The sequence below is a fragment of the Streptomyces griseicoloratus genome (assembly GCF_014534645.1).
In the GTDB taxonomy this organism is placed as follows: domain Bacteria; phylum Actinomycetota; class Actinomycetes; order Streptomycetales; family Streptomycetaceae; genus Streptomyces; species Streptomyces griseicoloratus.
Genome location: NZ_JACVQF010000178.1, coordinates 50,254 through 70,320, shown reverse-complemented (window position 1 = coordinate 70,320; position 20,067 = coordinate 50,254). Strand labels below are relative to the sequence as shown.

Genomic DNA, 20,067 nt, shown 5'->3' with positions numbered 1-20,067 from the left:
TGTCCGATGCCGCCTTGGCCATCTTGGCCACACGGCTGGAGCGGACAGCCTCGTAAGCCGCGAGTGCAGCCGCCGCCGAAGGCTCTGCGGCCAGGGACCGGGCCAGGACGAGTGCGTCCTCCAAGGCCATCGACGCGCCCTGTTCCGCACCGACAGGGTGGGCGGCGTCGCCCAGCAGCGCGATGCGGTCGCTGTGCCGGACCGGGACCGGGTCGAGCCTGTGCATGAGGGTGGGGCGGTGCAGTTCGACGGTGGCGTCAAGGATCGCGGACGGCACCTGCTCGTGCCGATAGAGCCCGGCCAGACGACGCAGCCATTCCCCGTCGGTGAGTGTCGGCTCCGGCTGCACGGGGCTCGAGACCTGGGCCGACCACCAGATCTTGCCGCCGGGGGCGGCGAGGTGGATGAAGGTGCCGTTCCGGGCGAAGGTCAGGTTGAAGATGCCGGGTTCGGTCTCGATGCCGTGGGCGACGCCCGAGACGCTGTACGGGCCGGCGTACTCGGGGGTGGGCGCGTGCCGGTCGAGCAGCGACCGGGTGGCCGACCGGATGCCGTCCGCGCCGATGAGCAGGGCAGCCTCCGCCGTGCGGCCGCTTGCGGGTGGCCGCACAGCCGGTGCCGGGCGGAGCGGGGGCCTGGCTCCCGCCCGGCACCACTTGCCGGCCTCGCTCCTGGTGGCTACTGGGACAGCTGGGCGCCCAGCCGGGCCTGGACCCACTCGTGGAACTCGCCGATGTGGTGCTCGCTCGGCACCAGGACGCCGCCCTTGGCGTACAGACGGGAGCTCATGGCCGGCTGGCAGCGCTCACACGCCTCGAAGTCCTGCCGGTTGACGCGGTCGAACAGCTCCACCGACCTGCTGACGTCCTTGCCGCTCTCCACCACGTGGGGCAGATACAGCCAGTCGCACTCCACGATCGTGCGGTCGGCCGCCACGGGGTACATCCGGTGGAAGATCACATGGTCGGGGACCAGGTTGATGAACACCTGCGGCCGCACCGTGATCGCGTAGTAGCGGCGGTCCTGGTCCTCGGAGACCGTGGGAATGCGGTCCAGGCCCTCCGACCCGTCAACGGTGAAGCCCTGGATGTCCTCTCCGAACTCCGCGCCGTGCCCCACGTAGTACTGGGCGGCGTAGCCGTCGGCGAACTCAGGCAGTACCTCGGTGAGTTCGGGGTGGATCGTCGCGCAGTGGTAGCACTCCATGAAGTTCTCGATGATCAGCTTCCAGTTCGCCTTCACGTCGTAGACGATGCGCTTGCCGACCTCCAGACTCCCGATGTCGTAGCGGTCGATGGACTCCACGTCGCCCAGGCGTGCCACCACGTCGTCGATCACCGACTGCTCGAACGAGGGCGGGTTCTCGGCCAGGCACACCCACACGTAGCCCAGCCACTCGCGCACCGCCACGGTCGCCAGGCCGTACTGGGTGCGGCTCACGTCCGGCATCTTCGTCAGGTTCGGGGCCGCGACGAGCTTGCCTTGGAGGTCGTAGGTCCAGGCGTGGTACGGGCACTGGAACGCCCGCTTGACCTCGCCGGACTCCTCCGTGCAGAGCTTCGCGCCCCGGTGCCTGCACACGTTGAAGTAGGCACGGATGGAGTTGTCCCGCGACCGGGTCACCAGGATGCTCTCTCGCCCCACGTCCACGGTCCTGAAGGCACCGGGCTTCGCCAGCTCCGACGAGCGCGCCACGCAGAACCACATGTTCTCGAAGATGCGTTCCTGCTCCAGCCGGAAGATCTCCGGATCCGTGTAGTGATCACCGGGGAGGGTCGCGATCAGGCTCTCCGGGAGGTCGGTCGTAGTCATTGTTCACCTCGAGGGATGTGTCGTGGCAGGTGGTTCGTGCCGACGGCTGGGGAGGTCAGGGGCTGCTTCAGCTCACCTGGAGGGCCGGTTGCCCGACGTGCTCCGTTGCCGCGTCCAGGAGCCAGTCGGCGAGGTAGCCGGCGAAGGAGGAGCGGACCAGCACCCAGAATCCGGGCCTGAGATCGTCACGGGCCACGAGGACGACGTGGGCACGGGCGAGCGTGGTCTGCGCGCAGCGGCCGATCCCGAAGGCCCGCGGATGCAGGTCGATGGGGCAACCGTGGGCGAGGAGGTCACGGGAGCGGGGTCCGGCGACGAGCAGCGTGGTGCGCTGCGCGGAGACGTCGACGACCGCAGTGTGCTCGTCGACGACCGCCGTGTGTTCGTCAACGACCGCCGCGTGTTCGTCGGCGATCGTCACGTGTTCGTCGCCGATCGCGGTTCGCAGTCGCTCGGCCAGGCCGGTTGTCGCCGCCGGCCCGACGACCAGCCACTCGTCGGGGCCGAGCCACAGCACGGCCAGTTCGCCGCCGCGGTTGACGGTGTTCGGCACCAGGGGCAACGGAACCCCCAGGGCCAGGCCGGCGGCCTCCGCCGCCGGGCTCTTGGGGTCGAGCCGGACGGTGACCTGGGCGAGGAAGGGGAGCTCGGCCAGGCGCAGGGCCCCGCGTGAGCTCCGGGTCACTGCCGCGAAGCGATCGGCGGTGTGGGCCAGTGGGCTGCGACGGGCAGCGGTGTCAGCCATCGCGGCGGGCTCTTTCGGAGTTGCGCGGATGCCCCGGAAGACCGGCACCCGGAAGGCGAGCATGCATCAGAACTCCCTAACGCGTACGGGGGAGAGACCAGGGAGAAACCAGGAAGTTGCCTTATTCGCAACGTGCATCAGCTTGCGCAACACACAGTGCATCCCACCCGGACTGCTGTCAAGAGGTCGCAGAGGGTCGGCCCGTCCGACAGGCCGGCACGCCGGCCCACCACGGATCAACGTCGGGGCAGGCCCTTGACCACAGGCCGCCACGGCCCGACCATGTTGCGTATCAATCTCATCGTTGCGTAATGCGCTACGCATCTCCGGGAGGACTCAGTGTCTCTTCGACCCCAACCCGACCGCGAGTTCGTCCTCACCCTCTCGTGCCCTGATCGCTCCGGCCTCGTCCACGCCGTCACGAGCTTCCTCGTCCGGCACTCCGGGAACATCCAGGAGAGCCAGCAGTTCGACGACCGGCTCCAGGACCGCTTCTTCATGCGGGTGCACTTCGACGTCTCGGACCCGGGCACGTCCCTGGAGGACCTGCGGACCGGCTTCGCTCCGGTGGCGGAGGCGTACCGGATCTCCTGGCAGCTGCACCACGCGGCGACTCCGACCCGCACGCTGATCATGGTGTCGAAGTTCGGTCACTGCCTGAACGATCTGCTCTTCCGCTGGAGCATCGGCGCGCTGAACATCGAGGTACCGGCGATCGTCTCCAACCACCGGGACTTCGAACCGCTCGCCGAGAGCCACGGGATCCCCTTCCACCACATCCCGGTGACTCCCGAGACGAAGCCCGAGGCGGAGGCGCGGCTGCTGGAACTCGTCGACCGGCTCGACATCGACCTCGTGGTCCTCGCCCGCTACATGCAGATCCTGTCCAACGACCTGTGCAAGCAGCTCGAAGGGCGGGCGATCAACATCCACCACTCGTTCCTGCCGAGCTTCAAGGGCGCACGGCCCTACGTCCAGGCTCACGAGCGGGGCGTCAAACTCATCGGAGCCACGGCGCACTACGTCACCCCGGACCTCGACGAGGGTCCCATCATCGAGCAGGACGTCGTCCGCGTGGACCACTCGCAGAGCCCGGACAGCCTGGTCAGCCTGGGCCGTGACGTCGAGGCGCAGGTCCTCGCCCGGGCCGTGGAGTGGCACAGCCGGAGCCGGATCATGATCAACGGCAACCGCACGGTCGTCTTCCGCTGAGGGGCGAGTCCCCGGAGGAACAGCCCACTGAGGCCGCCGCGTACGCGGCGGCCTTTTCGTGTGAGCGGCAACGGCAAGAGTCCCGGTGGTCCGCAGCGAGCCGCTGCGGACCACCGGGACGGGCGGCGATCGGTGATCAGAGGCCGGGCCTGCTCACCGACCGCACGACATGGCGGCGTGAGTCCGGGCTCAGGCCCTCCACTCCGTGGCCGCGTCCAGCAGCCAGTCCGTCAGGTAGCCGGCGAAGGACGAACGGACCAGCACCTGGAACCCGGCACCGGGTTCCTCCGGAGCTACCAGCACGACCTGTGCGCGGGCCAGAGTGGTCTGCGCGCAGCGTCCGGTCGAGAAGGCACGCGGGTGCAGATCCAGTGCACAGCCGTGGGCCAGCAGGTCGCGGGCGCGTGGCCCCCCGACGAGAAGCGTGGTGCGCTGGGCGGAGACGTCCGTGACGGACACGAAGGCGTCACCCGCCGCTTCACGGATCCGGCTCTCCAGGTCCTGCCGGCTGCCGGGCGGACCGAGCACCAGCCACTCGTCGGGGCCGAGCCACAGAGCGGTCAGGTTCCCGGCGCGTACGACGGTGTGGGGTTCGACGGGCAGTTGCAGGCCCAGCACCAGCCCGACGGCGTCGGCCGCCGCGCCTTTCGGGTCGAGCCGGACACCGATCTGGGCGAGGAAGGGCAGTTCGGCCAGGTGCAGCGCTCCGCCCGTGTCCCGGCTGACGGCGGCCAGACGGTCCGCCGCGTGCGCCAGGGGACTGCGGCGCGGCACGGGACGTACGGCGTCAGCCATCACGGCGGGCCCCCTCCGGGTCGTAGAGGACGGGACTGGCGACGGTCACGGGGACCAGCCGGTCGCCCACGGGGGCGTACAGCCGCTCTCCGATGCGGTCCCTGCCGCCCTTGATCAGGGCGAGGGCGAAGGTCCGGCCGAGCGCCGCGCTGCGGTAGCTGGAGGTGACGTGGCCGAGCATCGGGACGGGGGGCGCGGGCAGCTCACTGTCGGCGACCAGGTGCGTGCCCTCGGGGAGGAAGGTGCCGGGGTCCTCGGGAAGCAGTCCGACCAGGTGCTTGCGGTCGGGGCGGACGGTATCGGCGCGTGCGAAGGAGCGCTTGCCGACGAAGTCCGGCTTCTTCTTGGACACCACCCAGCTCATGCCGAGGTCCTGCGGCGTCACCGTGCCGTCGGTGTCCTGGCCGACGATCGGATAGCCCTTCTCCGCCCGCAGCACGTGCATGGTCTCGGTGCCGTACGGGGTGATGCCGTACGGCCGGCCCGCCTCGTACAGCGCCTCCCAGAGCGCCAGGGCCTCCCACGGCGACACGTTGATCTCATAGGCCAGTTCGCCGGAGAAGCTGATCCGGCAGATCCGCGCGTCGATGCCCGCGACCGTCGTGTCCCGCCACGCCATGAACGGGAAGCTGTCGTTGTCCACCGCCAGCGTCGGCGCGAGCCCGGCCAGCACCTCGCGGGAGCGGGGGCCGACCAGAGCCACTGTGGCCCACTGCTCGGTCACCGACGTGCAGTGCACGCGCAGCTCCGGCCACTCGGTCTGCAGCCACTCCTCCATCCAGTCCAGCACGGTGGCGGCGTTGCCCGTGGTCGTGGTGACCAGGAAGCGGTCCGGTGCCAGGCGGATGACGGTGCCGTCGTCGAAGACCATCCCGTCCGCCCGGCACATCACGCCGTAGCGGATCATGCCGACTTTCAGGGTGCTCATCATGTTGGTGTAGAGCCGGTCCAGGAAGACACCGGCGTCCGGCCCCTGCACGTCGATCTTGCCGAGGGTGGAGGCGTCCATGAACGCCACACCCTCACGGGCCGCCCGGCACTCGCGCAGCACCGCCGCCTCCATGTCCTCGCCGTCCCGTGGGTAGTACCAGGGCCGCTTCCACTGCCCGACGTTCTCGAACAGCGCGCCGTGCTCGACGTGCCACTCGTGCAGCGCCGTCACGCGGATCGGGTCGAGCAGAGCGCCCCGGTGACGACCGGCGAGCGCGGCGAACGACACCGGCGTGTAGGGCGGCCGGAACGTGGTGGTGCCGAGGGCGGAGATGTCCACGCCGAGCAGTTCGGCGACGATGCCGCTGGACAGGAGTCCGGAGGTCTTGCCCTGGTCGTTGGCGGTGCCGGCCGTGGTGTAGCGCTTGGTGTGCTCCACCGAGCGCAGACCGGCGCCGGTCGCGCGGGCCAGGTCGTCGACCGTGACATCGCGCTGGAGGTCGACGAAGCGGGGTGCTCCGGCCGCTCCGGGGACGAGGAAGACCTGCATGGGCGGCGCCTGCGGTACGGCGGCCACGTCGGGCAGGCGGGGCACCTCGCAGGTGTAGCCCACGGCTTCGATCGCGCGGGCGCCGGCCGCGGCGCCCTCGGCGAGGGCCCCGGCGAGGTCCAGGACGCCGTTCGCGCCACCCGCGACCTCCACGGCCTGGCGGCAGGTGTCGGGGACGAAGGAGCCGAGCGTGTCGTCGTAGCGCAGCTTGCCGCCCGCCTGGCTGAACAGGTGGGCGACGGGGTTCCAGCCGCCGGAGACCAGCAGCAGGTCGACGGCGAATTCCCTGCGTGCGGTGGCCTCCCCGTACGGGGCGACGGACACGGCGGTGAGCCGCTCTCCGCCTTCCGTGCCGGTGACGGCGTGTCCGGTCAGCACCTCGATCCCGGCGTCCCGGGCGCGGTCCGCCCACGGGCCCGGCTCGGGCCGGGTGTCGACGATCGCCGCGACCTCCACGCCTGCCGCAGCGAGGTCGAGAGCGGCGGCGTAGGCACTGTCATTGGTGGTGAAGACGACGGCGTGGCGGCCGGGCAGGACGCCGTGGCGGTTGACGTACGAGCGGGCCGAGGCGGCCAGCATCACGCCGGGGCGGTCGTTGTCCGCGAAGGCCAGCGAGCGCTCGTGGGCGCCGGTGGCGAGGACGACGTGCCGGGCGCGGATGCGCCAGACGCGCTCGCGCGACACGTGGGCGGGAGCCTGGGCGCCGAGGTGGTTGGTGCGGCGCTCGACGGCGAGCAGGTGATTGTCGTCGTAGTGGCCGAAGACGGTGGTGCGGTGCAGCACGCGCACCTCGGGGGCGGCTGCGAGCTCGCGGCCGGTCTCGGCCACCCAGTCGAGCAGTTCGCCCGTGCCCAGCAGGCTTCCGCCCGGCTCGGGCTGGTCGTCGGCGAGGATGACGCGGGCGCCGCTTCTCGCTGCCGCCGCCGCGGCCGCGAGGCCGGCCGGGCCCGCGCCCACGACCAGCAGGTCGCAGTGCGCGTGTACGGCGTCGTAGCGGGCCGGGTCCGGTTCGGTGGCGAGGCGGCCCTGGCCGGGGAGGCTGCTCGCCACCAGGCCGTCGTACAGCTCGACCGTGGTCGCGGGGAGCATCGGCTCGGGGAAGGGTTCCTCGATCTGGATGACGGCGTTGGGCTCCTCGACGCCGGCGGAGAAGATGCCGCGGGGGCGGCCGAGTTTGATGCTGGTGCCGGTCTGGATGACGCCGTTGGCGAGGAGGGCGGAGGCGAGGGTGTCGCCTCGGTAGCCCTGGTATTCGGTGCCGTCGAAGGTGAACTTGAGGGGCGCGGTGCGGTCGATTCGGCCGCGGGTGGGGTGGCGGAAGGGGTGGTCGCCCCCGCCGCCCCTGCCCGTCCCGTCCTCCAGGGGCGCTGCCCCTTCGGCCCCGCCAGGGGGCTCCGCCCCCTGGACCCCCGTCGGACCTGGACGGGCCTCGTCCTCGAACGCCGGACGGGCTGGTGATCCCGGGCGCGGCTGAGAAGTGGCCGGAAGAGGCTGCGAAGTGGCCGGTCGCTGCTGGGAAGTCGCCGTGAGGCTCAGGTCCTCGGAAGACGGGCGGTCCTCGCCCGGCCGGTACACCGTGAGGATCTCGTTCGTCGACGTGTCCCGGACGGCGTTGAACCAGCGGCGGCAGCCTGCCGCGTGGCTCCAGCGTTCGGCGAAGGGGCCCTTGGGATTGTCGCGGAAGAAGAGGTAGCGGGCCCACTCCTTGTCGGACAGGGACGCCGGGTCCTGCGGATACGGCACGTGGGCCTGGCCGCCGTAGTGGAACTCGGCCTCGTCACGGGGCCCGCACCAGGGGCATGGGATGAGAAGCATGGGTTCGGCTCCCTAGTGGGCCACCGCGGCCGCGCCGTGCTCGTCGACGAGCGCGCCGGTGGTGAAACGGTCGAGCGAGAAGGGTGCGTTGAGGTGGTGTGGGGTGTCGTGGGCGATGGTGTGGGCGTAGACCCAGCCGAGGCCCGGGGTGGCCTTGAAGCCGCCGGTGCCCCAGCCGCAGTTGAGGTAGAGGTTGTCGACGGGGCTGAGGCCGACGATCGGTGAGGCGTCGGGGCTGACGTCGACGATCCCGCCCCAGGTCCGCAGCACATGGGCGCGGGCGAAGACGGGGAAGAGCTCCAGCGCTGCCGACATCTGCTCTTCGATGATGTGGAAGGCGCCGCGCTGGGTGTAGGCGTTGTACGCGTCGATGCCCGCGCCCATCACCAGCTCTCCCTTGTGCGCCTGGCTGACGTACACGTGGACCGCGTTGGACATCACGACGGTCGGGTGCACCGGCTCCAGGAGCTCGGAGACCAGCGCCTGCAGCGGGTGGCTCTGGATGGGGAGTTCGATACCGGCCATGGCGGCGAGCACCGAGGTGTGTCCGGCCGAGCAGAGCGCCACCTTGCCCGCCGCGATCGGGCCGAGCGTGGTCTGCACTCCGACGACCCGGCCGCCCGCGACGTCGATGCCGGTGACCTCGCAGTTCTGGATGATGTCGATCCCGGCCGCGTCGGCGGACCGGGCGAAGCCCCAGGCGACGTAGTCGTGCTTGGCGATGCCGGCGCGCGGCTGGTAGGTGGCGCCCAGCACCGGATAGCGCACGTCCTCGGAGACGTTGACGATCGGGCAGACCTCTTTGACCTGCTTGGCGTCGAGCCATTCGGCGTCCACGCCGTTGAGCCGGTTCGCCTCGACGCGGCGGACGCTGTCGCGCACGTCCTGGAGCCCGTGCGCGAGGTTCAGCACGCCACGCTGCGAGAACAGGATGGGGTAGTCGAGTTCCTCGTCCAGCCCCTCCCACAGCTTGAGCGCGTGCTCGTAGATGCCGGCGCTCTCGTCCCACAGGTAGTTGGACCGGATGATGGTGGTGTTGCGGGCCATGTTGCCGCCCGCGAGCCAGCCCTTCTCCAGCACGGCGACATTGGTGATGCCGTGGTTCTTCGCCAGGTAGTGGGCGGTGGCCAGGCCGTGGCCGCCGCCACCGACGATCACCACGTCGTACGACCGCTTGGGCTCCGGCGTGCGCCAGAGCCAGTCGGGGTGGTCCGGGAGGTCGGCGCCGGGGGTTCGGGGACTCATCGGGCGTCTCCGGCTTCTGCTTCGGAAAGGTGCGGGTAGAGCGGGTGCTTGGCGGCCAGCGCCTCGGTGCGGGCGCGCAGGGCCTTGATGTCCGGCTCGGGCTGGAGCGCCAGGGCGATCACGTCGGCGACCTCGGCGAAGTCCTCTTCGGTGAAGCCCCGGGTGGCCAGTGCCGGGGTGCCGATGCGCAGTCCCGAGGTGACCATGGGCGGGCGCGGGTCGAAGGGCACGGCGTTGCGGTTGACGGTGATGCCGATCTCGTGGAGCAGGTCCTCGGCCTGCTTGCCGTCGAGTGCGGAGTCACGCAGGTCGACCAGGACGAGGTGCACGTCCGTGCCGTCGGTGAGGACCTTCACGCCGGCGGCCGCCGCGTCCGGCCGGGTGAGCCGTTCGGCGAGGATGCGGGAGCCGGCGAGGGTGCGGGCCTGGCGTTCGGCGAACTCGGGCGAGGCGGCCACCTTGAACGCCACCGCCTTGGCGGCGATGACGTGCTCCAGCGGTCCGCCCTGCATACCGGGGAACACCGCCGAGTTGATCTTCTTCGCGAGGTCGGCGTCGTTCGTGAGGATGACTCCCCCGCGCGGTCCGCCGAGCGTCTTGTGCGTCGTCGTGGTGGTGACGTGGGCGTGCGGTACGGGGCTGGGGTGCAGTCCGGCGGCGACCAGGCCGGCGAAGTGCGCCATGTCGACCATCAGCAGGGCGCCCACCTCGTCGGCGATCCGCCGGAAGGCCGCGAAGTCCAGCTGCCGCGGGTACGCCGACCAGCCCGCGATGATCATCTTGGGGCGGTGTTCCTTGGCGAGGCGCTCCACCTCGTCCATGTCGACGAGGTTGTCCGCCTCGGAGACGTGGTACGGCACGACGTTGAGCATCTTGCCGCTGTAGTTGATGCGCATGCCGTGGGTGAGGTGGCCGCCGTGTGCGAGGTCGAGGCCGAGGACGGTGTCCCCGGGCTTGAGCAGCGCGAAGAAGACGGCGGTGTTGGCCTGGGCGCCCGAGTGCGGCTGCACATTGGCGTACCCGGCACCGAAGAGCGACTTGATCCGCTCGATGGCCAGCCGCTCGGTGACGTCGACGTGTTCGCAGCCGCCGTAGTAGCGGCGGCCGGGGTATCCCTCGGCGTACTTGTTGGTCGCGACCGACCCTTGCGCCTCCATCACGGCGGTGGGGGCGAAGTTCTCGGAGGCGATCATTTCGAGGGTGGACTGCTGGCGGTGCAGCTCGGCGCGGAGCGCGGCGTGGACCTCGGGGTCCAGCTCCGCCAGGGGGGTGTTCAGCGCGTTCATACGGAGTTCGCGTTCCTCTCGGCGGCCTCGACGACATTGGCGAGCAACATGGCCCGGGTCATGGGACCCACGCCTCCGGGCATCGGCGCGAGCCACCCGGCCACCGTGGCCGCGTCCGGGTGCACGTCGCCGACCAGCCCCTGGTCGGTACGGGTGATGCCGACGTCCAGGACGGCCGCGCCGGGGCGCAGCATGTCCTCGGTGATCAGCCCGGGCGAGCCGGCGGCGGCGATGACGATGTCCGCCTCGCGTACGTGCCAGGCCAGGCCCTTGGTGCCGGTGTGGCACAGGGTCACGGTGGCGTTCTCGGACCTGCGGGTGAGCAGCAGTCCGATGGGGCGTCCGACCGTGATGCCCCGTCCGATCACGCACACGCGCGCTCCGGCGAGCGGCACGTCGTGGCGCCGGAGCAGTTCGACGATGCCGCGCGGGGTGCAGGGCAGCGGGGCGTCGACGCCGAGGACGAGCCGGCCGAGGTTGACGGGGTGCAGGCCGTCGGCGTCCTTGGCGGGGTCCATGCGTTCCAGTACGGCGTTGGCGTCGAGGTGGCGCGGCAGCGGGAGCTGGACGATGTAGCCGGTGCAGGCCGGGTCGGCGTTGAGCTCGTCGATGACGTCCTCGACCTGCTGTTGCGTGGCGTCGGCGGGCAGTTCGCGCCGGAGGGAGGCGACGCCGATCTGTGCGCAGTCCCGGTGCTTTCCGTTGACGTAGGCGTGGCTTCCGGGGTCGTCACCGACGAGGACGGTGCCGAGGCCGGGTGGGCGGCCGGCGGTGGCGGTCAGCTTGGCCACGCGTTCGGCGAGTTCATGACGGATCGCGGCGGCGGTCGCCTTGCCGTCGAGCAGCTGCGCAGTCATCGTGTTCCCTCGGTCAGCCACGGAGGCGGGACATGGTCGGGTCGAACAGGGGCTCCTCGGCGACGACGGCCTCGACACGCTGGTCGAAGTAGCCGATGTGCAGGGCACGGCCGGTGGTGGCGAGCTCCGCCGGGAGCCACGCGTAGGCGATGCCCTTGCCGATCGTGTAGCCGTAGGCGGCGCTGGTGACGTAGCCGACGGGGCGGTCACCGTCGTACACCGGCTCCTTGCCCATGACGACGGCCCGCGGGTCGTCGATGGTGAGGCAGGTCAGCTTGCGCCGCACGTCGGCCCTGCGGCGCTCCAGCGCGGCCTTGCCGATGAAGTCGTCCTTGTCGGGCTTGACGGCGAACCCGACCCCGGCCTCGTAGGGGTCGTGTTCGTAGGTCATGTCGGTGCCGAACGAACGGTAGCCCTTCTCCAGGCGGAGGCTGTTGAAGGCGCCGCGGCCCGCCACGATGCCGCCCAGCGGACGGGCCGCCTCCCACAGGGTGTCCCACAGCTTCTGGCCCTGGTCGGCGGTGGTGTACAGCTCCCAGCCGAGTTCTCCGACGTACGACAGTCGCATCGCGGTGACGGGCACGGAGCCGATGTACGCCTGCTTGGCCCGGAAGTACTTCAGGCCGGCGCCCGAGAAGTCCGCGTCCGTGAGCGGCTGGAGCACCTTCCGGGCCAGCGGTCCCCACAGGCCGATGCAGCAGGTCCCGGCGGTGATGTCGCGGACCTGGACCGTGCCGTCGGCGGGCAGGTGCCGGGTGAACCAGTCGAGGTCCAGGTTGCCGTTGGCGCCGACCTGGAAGCGGTCGGGGGCCAGCCGGGCGACGGTGATGTCGCTGCGGATGCCTCCGTCCCGGTCGAGCAGCAGGGTGTACGTGACCGAGCCGACGGATTTGTCGACCTTGCCGGTGCACAGCCGCTCCAGGAAGGCGGCGGCGCCGCGCCCGCTCACCTCGAGCCGCTTGAGGGCCGTCATGTCGTACATGGCGACGGTCTCCCGGGTGACCTGCGCCTCGGCGCCGACGATCGGCGACCAGTAGCGCGCCGCCCAGTCGTTGGGCGTGGTGATGGTACGGCCCTCGGCCAGGCCCGCGTTGGCCTCGTACCACTGCGGGCGCTCCCAGCCGTTCGCCTCCAGGAAGAAGGCGCCGAGTTCCTGCTGGCGGGCGTAGAAGGGGCTGGTGCGCAGCGGCCGCAGGTCCTCCGCCGGCTGGAGCGGGTGGAGGATGTCGTAGACCTCGGCGAAGTTGCGGCAGTCGCGGGCCAGGACGTACTCCGGGGCCAGCTGGTGCGGCTCGAAGCGGTTGACGTCGCACTCGTGCAGGTCGAAGGTCGAGCAGTGGCCGTCGACGAGCCATTCGGCCATGGCGCGTCCCACGCCGGCGGAGTGGGTGACCCACACGGCCTCCGCGACCCAGAAGCCCTTGACGTCCGGGGACTCGCCGAGGAGGGGCAGGCCGTCGGTGGTGAAGGAGAACAGGCCGTTGATGCCTTCCTCGACCTTGGCCTCCCGGGTGGCCGGGAGCAGCGACTGTGTCTCGGTCCAGGCGTCCTCGAAGTCCTCCTCGGTGAACTTCAGCACCGACGGCATCTCGTCGGCGTCGTCCACGGAGAGGATGTCGTCGGCGGAGACCGGCATGGGGCGGTGGCCGTAGTACCCGATGCCCAGGCCGTCGAAACGGTCGCGGTAGTAGAGGTCGGCGTCCTGGTGGCGCAGGATCGGGCGCACCGCCTCCTCGGTCTGGCCGGCCAGCGCCGGGACGGGGCCGGTCCAGGCCAGCTGGTGGGCCAGCGGCGTCAGCGGCAGGTTCATACCGGCCATGCGGGCGATCTTCGGGCCCCAGATGCCGGCGCAGCACACGACGATGTCGGCGGGGAGCTCGCCCTGGTCGGTGAGGACGCCGGTCACCCGGCCCTCGCTGTGCCGGACGTCCAGGACCTCGTGGCGGGCGAGGAAGCGCACGCCGCGTTCGGTGGCCCGCCGGATCTGCGCCTCGACGGCGAGGACGGCCTTCGCGAGGCCGTCGGTCGGGACCAGCAGACCGGCGAGGACCTTGTCCGGGTTCACGAGCGGGTGCTGTTCGACGCACTCCTCGGGGCCGAGCAGGCGGGCCTCGATGCCCCATGAGGTGAGCCAGCCGTGGCGCCGCCGGAGTTCCGCGACGCGCTCGGGGCCGGTCGCCACTTCGAGGCCGCCGACCTGGAGGAAGCAGGGCTGCCCGTCGACGTCGAGCGAGCAGAACTTCTCGACGGTGTAGCGGGCCATCTCGGTCATGGTCTTCGACGAGTTGGTCTGGAAGACCAGGCCCGGGGCGTGCGATGTCGATCCCCCCGTGGCGGGGAGCGGGCCCTGGTCGACCACCGTCACTTCGGTCCAGCCTCGAACGGAGATCTCGTCGGCGAGTGCCGCTCCCACGACGCCCGCTCCGATGATGACCACCCGGGGTCCCGCCATCGCCGCACCTCCGACGTTGAAAACACTTGAGTTGCTTTCTGCGCAACACAGTTCAGGTTGCGCAACTCAATGTGCCCCCCGAGGGGGTGAGTGTCAAGGGGTCCGTGACGTCGGAGAACAGGCCGGAACGCGGCAGGGCCCGGCAGGCCGTGGAGGGGCCTGCCGGGCCCTGCCGGCGGGTGTCGGGGCACGCGCGAGCGGCGGAACCGGGCCGCTGTCCGACGGCCCGGTTCCGCCGCTCGCGCATGCCGGCGCGCGGTCGTGTCGTGTACGGCTTCCTGCGCCGGTGACTCAGCCGCCCGACCGGTCGAGCAGGGCGCGGCGCCACCGCTCGGTCTCGGCGATCTGGTTGAAGGTGAAGACGTGCAGGCCGGCCACTCCCGCCGAGGGCGCGGTGAGCGCTCCGGCGCTGCGGGCGAGCAGCCGGTCGGGCGAGTAGCCACCGGGGGCCGCGAAGCGCAGGAACCAGGACGCGTGCTTGGTCAGGAAGCGGGTCGACTCCCCCACCCCGATCTTCGCCGCCATGGACAGCAGCTTGGCCCGCTGCACGGGCCCCGCGACGCCCACCCGGAGGGGCAGGGTCACGCCGCGGCGGCGCACCCGGCCGACCCAGTCACCGAGCAGCCGCGGGTCGAAGCAGAGGTTGCTGACGATGTACGTGGCGTGCGTCCGCTTGTCCCACATCGCCTGGACGGTGAGGTCGTCGTGGATCAGCGGATGGCTCTCGGGGTATCCGGTGATCCCGAGCTGGGCGAAGGGGCTGCCCAGCTCGCCCAGCCTCCGCAGCATCGGCAGCGCCCCGTCGTAGGGGCCGGCCGGCGGATCGGCGTCGCCCGCCGGGACGAAGACGTCGTCGACGCCCGCACCGCGGAGCCGGTCGACGACGTCCTTCAGGTGCGCGTCGTCCCGCACCAGCCGTGCGGGCACGTGCGGGACGACGCGATAGCCGTGCGCCGCGAGCCGGGCGGTGAGGTCGAGCGTGGGTTCCAGGCCCTTGACCGGCGAGGCCGTCACGGTGACGGTGATGTCGCGCGGGACATGGGTGAGGACCTTGTCCTCGGTCGCCTTCGCGGGCAGCACCTCGTAGCGGACGCCGTCCAGAAGCGCGCGGAAGGATTCGCCGCTCATCGCACCTCCCTTCTCATCGCGCCTTCCTTCTCATCGCATCTTCGCGATCCAGGCGAGGATCTCGGCAACATATGCATCGTGTTGCGCAATATGCAACGTCCGCAGCCCGCACCCGACCCGTGGTGTGTACCACTGTTGTCCATGTTTACCGGGAGTATAGTTTCGCCATGAGCAACTTCAGTCCGGATTACGAAACGACAGGTCCACCCGCCGGCGGAGTCCAGTCCGTCGACCGCGCCATCACCGTGCTGGAGATCCTGGCTCAGCGTGGTGAGGCCGGAGTCAGCGAGGTGGCCGCCGAGATCGACGTGCACAAGTCCACCGCGTTCCGGCTGCTCGGCGCCCTGGAGGCGCGGGGCCTGGTGGAGCAGGCGGGCGAGCGCGGCAAGTACCGCCTCGGCTTCGGTGTCGTACGCCTCGCCGGCGCTGTCACCGGCCGGATCGACATCACCCAGCAGAGCCGCTCCGTCTGCGAACGTCTCGCCGAGGAGATCGGCGAGACCGTCAACGTGGCCGTGATGCAGGAGCACTACGCGATCAACCTCTACCAGGTGCGTGGCCCCGGTGCCGTCACCGCGCACAACTGGGTCGGCCAGCTGACCCCGCTGCACGCCACCTCCAGCGGCAAGATCCTCCTGGCCCACATGCCCGCCAAGGAACGCGCCGCGTTGCTGTCGGAGGCCGGCCTGCCCAAGGTGACCCCGCGCACCCTCACCGCGAAGACGAAGCTCGAGAAGCATCTCGCCGAGGCACGGGAGCGTGGCTACTCCTGGAGTCTGGAGGAGTTCGAGGAGGGGCTGCACGCCATGGCCGCACCGGTCCGCGACCGGGACGGAAAGGTCATCGCCGCGCTCAGCGCCTCCGGACCCGCGTACCGGCTCACCGAGGAGCGCATCCATGAAGTCGCCCCGGTGCTGGTCAAGGGCGCGGACGAGGTCAGCCACCGCATGGGCTACCTGGGCTGAGACGACGCACGGACGGAAGTCACCGAGCGCTCCCGGGGCAAGGCCGCGGACCGGATGCGCCGGCACAGTCAGGACGGTGATACCGCTAGCTGCTTGCGCCATCGCATGAACTCCCGCGGCTTGTTCATGCCGAGCACGGCGACCGGACGCCCGGCACGCCGGTAGACGGCCAGGACGTCGCGGTCCTCCGGGGTCCCCTCCTCGATCGTCACGCTGTCCGCGCCCGCCGCATGACCGGCGAACTGGACCCTCACGCCGTACTGGTCGGACCAGAAGTACGGCGGCCGGGGCACGCCCTGTTCCGCCGTGCCCCACGACAGCAACGTGGCGACGGCCGTGTCCGGCCGCTCCCGCGCACCGGTCCAGTGCTCGACGCGGCGGTGCGCCCCTGCCCGCGGGTCGTACCAGGAGGCGCAGTCACCGACCGCGACGACACCTGCCAGGCTGGTGCGGCCGTCCGCACCGCACGTGACGCCGTCGTCCAGTGCGACACCGGAGCCCTCGAGCCACTCGACGCAGGGGCGCGCACCGACACCGACGACGACGGTGTCGGCGGGGACGGTACGGCCGTCGTCAAGCAGAACGGCGCTGACCCGGGGCCCACCGCTCAGCCCCTTGACGCCCACACCGCACAGCAGCCGCACGCCGTGGTCCGCGTGGAGTGCGGAGACGATGCGGCCCATGGCCTCGCCGAGCGGACCGGCCAGTGGGGTGGGCGCCGCCTCGACGATCGTCACGTCGAGTCCGAGGGCGTACGCGGTCGAGGCGACCTCGGCGCCGATGAACCCTCCGCCGATCACGACGAGCCTGCCGCCCAGGGCCAGGTCGTCCCGGAGGGCACGGGCGTCGTCCAGGGTGCGCAGGGTGTGCACACCGGCGAGACCGTCCGCGCCCGGCAGATTCCGCGCGGCCGCGCCGGTCGCGATGACGATGCCGTCGGCCCTCACCTCTCGGCCGTCGGCGAGCCGGACGGCGCGCTGCTCCCTGTCGAGCCGGACCGCGCGGGTGCCGAACAGCCACTCCGCCGCCAGGTCCTCGCCGTCCCGCTCCAGCACGAGATCGGCTTCGCCGATCTTGCCGGCCAGGAACTCCTTGGACAGCGGTGGCCGGTCGTACGGGCGGTGCGGTTCCTCGCCGATGACGATCAGCTGTCCGTCGAAGCCCCGGTTCCGCAGCGCTCGTGCCGCGGACAGGCCGGCCAGCGAGGCGCCCACGACGGCCACGGTCCTCATGCGGGACCGCCGGCGAGCCTGGCCGCGATGCAGGGCGGCAGGTTGGGGGCCTCCGTGGACGGCTTGACGTAGATCATGCCGTCCTGGACGACGACCTCGTGCGTGCGGACGGGGAGCTTGGCCGGCGGAGCGTCGACGGCTCCGGTCCGGAGGTCGAACTTCGATGCGTGGAGCGGGCATTCCACCTCGCAGCCCTCCAGCCAGCCGTCGGCGAGCGAGGCGTCCTGATGGGTGCAGGTGTCGTCGATGGCGAAGATCTCGCCGTCGTCGGTGTGGAAGACCGAAACCGGCGGATCGATGTCGAGCCGGTGAGCCTCGCCTCGGGGAAGATCCGCGAGACGGCACGCGGGAATCATCATGACACCTCGGTGCGTATAACGAAACGGAGTGCGATTGACGCAACGCCAGTGTGAGGGCGGCCGCAAACCCCTGTCAAGGAGTCCGGAGGGCCCGTACGACGGCTGCGTCCGAGGGCCTTCACAGCAGCGGCATCCGCATCGCCGCTGCCGCGGCCTCCAGGCCCCAACGGGCCGTCACGCGCACCGCGTCCGACGTCGAGGCGACGTCGTGCACACGGACGCACCAGGCCCCCTGGGCGGCCGCCAGGACGGACACCGCGGACGTGGCAGCGTCCCGCAGCGGCGCCGGACGGGGCAGGCCCGTCGAGGGGTCCGCCAGCAGATGACCGAGAAAGGACTTCCGCGCCGCTCCCACGAGAACCGGCTGGCCGAGCGCGACCACCTCCCCGAGCCGGGCCAGCAGCTGCCAGTTGTGATCGGCGCGTTTGGCGAACCCGAGCCCCGGGTCGAGGATCAGGCGGTCCGGCGGGATGCCGGCGTGCAGCGCCGCTTCGGCCCGCAGCCGCAGCTCGTCGACCACCTCGGCGACGACGTCGCCGTACACGGCGTTCGCCTGCATGCCGGCGGAGTGCCCGCGCCAGTGCATGGCCACGTACGGTGTCCCGGCCTGTGCCACCAGCGGCAGCATCGCGGGATCGGCGAGCCCGCCCGAGACGTCGTTGACCAGCGTCGCACCGGCCTCGACGGCGCGCGCGGCGACCTCGGCCCGCATGGTGTCGACGCTGACGGGCACACCGGTGGCGGCGAGTTCCCGGACGACGGGCAGCACGCGCCGCAGCTCCTCCTCGACCGGCGGGCGCACGGCCCCGGGACGGGTCGACTCGCCGCCCACGTCCAGGATGTCCGCGCCCTCGTCGATCAGCGCGAGGCCGTGCGCGACGGCCCGTCGCGGATCGGACCACCGCCCGCCGTCGGAGAACGAGTCCGGCGTGACGTTCACGATGCCCATGACCAGGGTCCGGTCGCGCCCGGGAAGCCCGCGCGGGTACAGCGCGGGGACTCCCCCGCCCGTCCGGGTGGCGGTGCTCATGCGACTCCGGCCTGGGCCGCGGCGGTGGCCAGCTGCCGACGCCAGCGCGTGAACACCTTGGTCCGGTCCACGCCCAGGACGGCGACCGGATGTCCGGCACGCCGGTAGACCGCGAGGAAACTCCGGTCGGCCGGGTCACCGTCCTCCACCGTCACGCTGTCGGCCTGTGCGGCATGCCCGGCGAACTGGATCCGCACACCGTACTGGTCGGACCAGAAGTACGGCGGGCGGGGCGGGGCGAACGGGGCGGTGCCACCGGAGAGCAGGGCGGCCACTGCCGTCGCCGGGCGCTCCTTGGCGCCGGTCCAGTGCTCGATGCGGCGGTGGTCGGTGAGAGCCGGGTCGTACCAGGCGGCACAGTCGCCGACCGCGACGACGCCCGGCACACTCGTGGTGCCGTCGGTGCCGCAGCGAACCCCGTTGTCGAGCGCGACGCCGCTGCCTTCGAGCCAGCCGGTGCAGGGAGTCGCGCCGATTCCCGCGACGACGATGTCGGCCGGGATACTGCGGCCGTCGTCGAGGAGGACGGCCGTCACCCTGCCCCGGTCCGTACCCGAGCCGTCGGCCGGCCCGCCCGTCACCCCTCGCACGCCGGTCCCGCACAGCAGGCGGACGCCGTGATCGCCGTGCAGCAGGGAGACGGCCGCCGCCATGTCCGGGCCGAGCACACCGGAGAGCGGTGTGGGGCCGGCCACGACCAACGTCACGTCCAGGCCCATTCCGCGAGCCGTGGAGGCCACTTCGGCACCGACGAAGCCGCCGCCGACGACCATCAGCCGCCCACCCAGCGCCAGATCGTCGCGCAGGGCCCGGGCGTCGTCGAGTGTGCGCACCACGTGCACGCCGGCGAGCCCGTCGCTGCCGGGCAGGGTCCGTGCGGTGGCTCCCGTGGCGATCACGACGCCGTCCGCGCGCACCTCCCTGTCGTCGGCGAGTCGCACGGTGCGGTCCCGGGTTCCCAGGCCGACTGCTCGTGCGCCGAGAATCCATTCGGCACCGAGGTCCTCGCCGTCCGTCTCAAGGGCGAGTTCGGCCTCGGAGACGGCACCGGTGAGGAACTCCTTCGACAACGGCGGCCTGTCGTAGGGACGGTGGGATTCGTCACCGATGACGAGGAGGCGACCGTCGTAGCCCTGCACGCGCAGCGAGCGGGCGGCGGACAGTCCGGCGAGGGAGGCGCCCACGATCGCCACGGTCTTCACGCGGAGCCTCCGATCAGACGGGCGGCCGTGCAGGAGGGCGGCAGGTTCGGCGGGGCGTCGGACAGCACCACGTGGATCACGCCGTCCTCGATGACGACCTCATGGGTGCGCACCGGGAGTCTGGCCGGAGGGGCGTCCGCACCTCCGGTGCGGAGGTCGAACTTCGAGGCGTGCAGCGGGCATTCGACCCAGCAGCCCTCCAGCCAGCCGTCGGCGAGCGAGGCGTCCTGATGGGTGCAGGTGTCGTCGATGGCGTAGATCTCGCCGTCCTCGGTGTGGAACACCGCGACAGGCGGGTCGGTCTCGAGCCGGTGGGACTCGCCTCGCGGCAGATCGTCGAGACGGCACGCGGGAATCACCATGACACCTCGTTGCATATAGAGAAACTGATTGCGATTGACGCAACGAGTTTGCGGGCGGCCCGGAGCCCCTGTCAAGGCGCGGGTGAGCGC

General features: G+C 71.3%; 16 protein-coding genes and 1 pseudogene. 2 read left to right on the top strand and 15 right to left on the bottom strand.

The window, feature by feature from the left end; all coding sequences use genetic code 11:
- Positions 1-25: 25 nt before the first annotated feature.
- From H0H10_RS39760 to H0H10_RS09470, 3 genes and pseudogenes are all read right to left on the bottom strand, one after another.
- Positions 26-610: pseudogene (locus H0H10_RS39760) on the bottom strand (FAD-dependent monooxygenase); the annotation flags it as partial.
- Positions 611-678: 68 nt separating this feature from the next.
- A complete protein-coding gene (locus H0H10_RS09475; protein ID WP_188180410.1) occupies positions 679-1,812 on the bottom strand; it encodes an aromatic ring-hydroxylating oxygenase subunit alpha in 1,134 nt (377 codons plus the stop codon).
- A 67-nt stretch (positions 1,813-1,879) separates the two neighbouring features.
- Positions 1,880-2,557, bottom strand: a complete 678-nt coding sequence (locus tag H0H10_RS09470) for a sarcosine oxidase subunit gamma (RefSeq protein ID WP_188180409.1) — start codon at positions 2,555-2,557, stop codon at positions 1,880-1,882.
- 339 nt (positions 2,558-2,896) lie between these two features.
- Here H0H10_RS09470 and purU point away from each other — a divergent pair, with 339 nt between their 5' ends.
- The gene (gene purU, locus H0H10_RS09465) at positions 2,897-3,769 is read left to right on the top strand and encodes a formyltetrahydrofolate deformylase (RefSeq protein WP_188180408.1); all 873 of its coding nucleotides are present in this window, start codon (positions 2,897-2,899) and stop codon (positions 3,767-3,769) included.
- Positions 3,770-3,958: 189 nt separating this feature from the next.
- Here the strand turns inward: purU and H0H10_RS09460 are convergent, their stop codons facing one another.
- The 7 genes from H0H10_RS09460 to H0H10_RS09430 form a co-directional block, all read right to left on the bottom strand.
- Complete coding sequence (locus H0H10_RS09460; RefSeq protein WP_188180407.1) at positions 3,959-4,564, bottom strand: sarcosine oxidase subunit gamma; 606 nt, start codon at positions 4,562-4,564, stop codon at positions 3,959-3,961.
- On the bottom strand, positions 4,557-7,859 hold the full coding sequence (locus tag H0H10_RS09455; protein WP_188180406.1) for a sarcosine oxidase subunit alpha family protein: 3,303 nt from the start codon (positions 7,857-7,859) through the stop codon (positions 4,557-4,559). The genes H0H10_RS09460 and H0H10_RS09455 overlap by 8 nt, the downstream gene beginning before the upstream one ends.
- Positions 7,860-7,871: 12 nt before the next feature.
- Positions 7,872-9,104, bottom strand: a complete 1,233-nt coding sequence (locus H0H10_RS09450) for a sarcosine oxidase subunit beta family protein (RefSeq protein ID WP_188180405.1) — start codon at positions 9,102-9,104, stop codon at positions 7,872-7,874.
- Positions 9,101-10,390, bottom strand: a complete 1,290-nt coding sequence (gene glyA / locus H0H10_RS09445; RefSeq protein ID WP_188180404.1) for a serine hydroxymethyltransferase — start codon at positions 10,388-10,390, stop codon at positions 9,101-9,103. Before glyA ends, H0H10_RS09450 begins: the two co-directional genes overlap by 4 nt.
- Positions 10,387-11,247, bottom strand: a complete 861-nt coding sequence (locus tag H0H10_RS09440) for a bifunctional methylenetetrahydrofolate dehydrogenase/methenyltetrahydrofolate cyclohydrolase (protein WP_188180403.1) — start codon at positions 11,245-11,247, stop codon at positions 10,387-10,389. The genes glyA and H0H10_RS09440 overlap by 4 nt, the downstream gene beginning before the upstream one ends.
- 13 nt (positions 11,248-11,260) lie before the next feature.
- A complete protein-coding gene (locus H0H10_RS09435) occupies positions 11,261-13,699 on the bottom strand; it encodes a GcvT family protein (RefSeq protein WP_188180402.1) in 2,439 nt (812 codons plus the stop codon).
- A gap of 291 nt (positions 13,700-13,990) precedes the next feature.
- Positions 13,991-14,827, bottom strand: coding sequence for a methylenetetrahydrofolate reductase (locus H0H10_RS09430; protein ID WP_188180401.1), 837 nt, complete (start codon positions 14,825-14,827; stop codon positions 13,991-13,993).
- A 167-nt stretch (positions 14,828-14,994) separates the two neighbouring features.
- On the opposite strand from H0H10_RS09430, the gene H0H10_RS09425 reads away from it, so the two are divergent.
- On the top strand, positions 14,995-15,792 hold the full coding sequence (locus H0H10_RS09425) for an IclR family transcriptional regulator (RefSeq protein ID WP_188180400.1): 798 nt from the start codon (positions 14,995-14,997) through the stop codon (positions 15,790-15,792).
- A gap of 68 nt (positions 15,793-15,860) precedes the next feature.
- On the opposite strand, the gene H0H10_RS09420 is transcribed toward H0H10_RS09425, so the two are convergent.
- The 5 genes from H0H10_RS09420 to H0H10_RS09400 all read right to left on the bottom strand — a co-directional run bounded on the left by H0H10_RS09420 (position 15,861) and on the right by H0H10_RS09400 (position 19,977).
- Positions 15,861-17,024: an NAD(P)/FAD-dependent oxidoreductase gene (locus H0H10_RS09420; protein WP_188180399.1), complete on the bottom strand. Its 1,164-nt coding sequence runs from the start codon at positions 17,022-17,024 to the stop codon at positions 15,861-15,863.
- Complete coding sequence (locus H0H10_RS09415) at positions 17,021-17,383, bottom strand: bifunctional 3-phenylpropionate/cinnamic acid dioxygenase ferredoxin subunit (protein ID WP_188180398.1); 363 nt, start codon at positions 17,381-17,383, stop codon at positions 17,021-17,023. The genes H0H10_RS09420 and H0H10_RS09415 overlap by 4 nt, the downstream gene beginning before the upstream one ends.
- A gap of 118 nt (positions 17,384-17,501) precedes the next feature.
- A complete protein-coding gene (gene folP, locus H0H10_RS09410) occupies positions 17,502-18,413 on the bottom strand; it encodes a dihydropteroate synthase (protein ID WP_223179615.1) in 912 nt (303 codons plus the stop codon).
- Complete coding sequence (locus H0H10_RS09405; RefSeq protein ID WP_188180397.1) at positions 18,410-19,615, bottom strand: NAD(P)/FAD-dependent oxidoreductase; 1,206 nt, start codon at positions 19,613-19,615, stop codon at positions 18,410-18,412. Before H0H10_RS09405 ends, folP begins: the two co-directional genes overlap by 4 nt.
- Positions 19,612-19,977, bottom strand: a complete 366-nt coding sequence (locus H0H10_RS09400; RefSeq protein ID WP_188180396.1) for a bifunctional 3-phenylpropionate/cinnamic acid dioxygenase ferredoxin subunit — start codon at positions 19,975-19,977, stop codon at positions 19,612-19,614. Before H0H10_RS09400 ends, H0H10_RS09405 begins: the two co-directional genes overlap by 4 nt.
- Between the last annotated feature and the right edge of the window lie 90 nt (positions 19,978-20,067).

What these genes read in the sequence shown, in the direction of transcription:
- H0H10_RS09435 (WP_188180402.1), bottom strand. Translation starts at nt 13,699, where the DNA reads ATGGCGGGACCCCGGGTGGTCATCATCGGAGCGGGCGTCGTGGGAGCG.
- H0H10_RS09455 (WP_188180406.1), bottom strand. Translation starts at nt 7,859, where the DNA reads ATGCTTCTCATCCCATGCCCCTGGTGCGGGCCCCGTGACGAGGCCGAG.
- H0H10_RS09415 (WP_188180398.1), bottom strand. Translation starts at nt 17,383, where the DNA reads ATGATGATTCCCGCGTGCCGTCTCGCGGATCTTCCCCGAGGCGAGGCT.
- H0H10_RS09450 (WP_188180405.1), bottom strand. Translation starts at nt 9,104, where the DNA reads ATGAGTCCCCGAACCCCCGGCGCCGACCTCCCGGACCACCCCGACTGG.
- folP (WP_223179615.1), bottom strand. Translation starts at nt 18,413, where the DNA reads ATGAGCACCGCCACCCGGACGGGCGGGGGAGTCCCCGCGCTGTACCCG.
- H0H10_RS09425 (WP_188180400.1), top strand. Translation starts at nt 14,995, where the DNA reads ATGAGCAACTTCAGTCCGGATTACGAAACGACAGGTCCACCCGCCGGC.
- H0H10_RS09430 (WP_188180401.1), bottom strand. Translation starts at nt 14,827, where the DNA reads ATGAGCGGCGAATCCTTCCGCGCGCTTCTGGACGGCGTCCGCTACGAG.
- H0H10_RS09440 (WP_188180403.1), bottom strand. Translation starts at nt 11,247, where the DNA reads ATGACTGCGCAGCTGCTCGACGGCAAGGCGACCGCCGCCGCGATCCGT.
- H0H10_RS09470 (WP_188180409.1), bottom strand. Translation starts at nt 2,557, where the DNA reads ATGGCTGACACCGCTGCCCGTCGCAGCCCACTGGCCCACACCGCCGAT.
- glyA (WP_188180404.1), bottom strand. Translation starts at nt 10,390, where the DNA reads ATGAACGCGCTGAACACCCCCCTGGCGGAGCTGGACCCCGAGGTCCAC.
- H0H10_RS09460 (WP_188180407.1), bottom strand. Translation starts at nt 4,564, where the DNA reads ATGGCTGACGCCGTACGTCCCGTGCCGCGCCGCAGTCCCCTGGCGCAC.
- H0H10_RS09400 (WP_188180396.1), bottom strand. Translation starts at nt 19,977, where the DNA reads ATGGTGATTCCCGCGTGCCGTCTCGACGATCTGCCGCGAGGCGAGTCC.
- H0H10_RS09475 (WP_188180410.1), bottom strand. Translation starts at nt 1,812, where the DNA reads ATGACTACGACCGACCTCCCGGAGAGCCTGATCGCGACCCTCCCCGGT.
- H0H10_RS09420 (WP_188180399.1), bottom strand. Translation starts at nt 17,024, where the DNA reads ATGAGGACCGTGGCCGTCGTGGGCGCCTCGCTGGCCGGCCTGTCCGCG.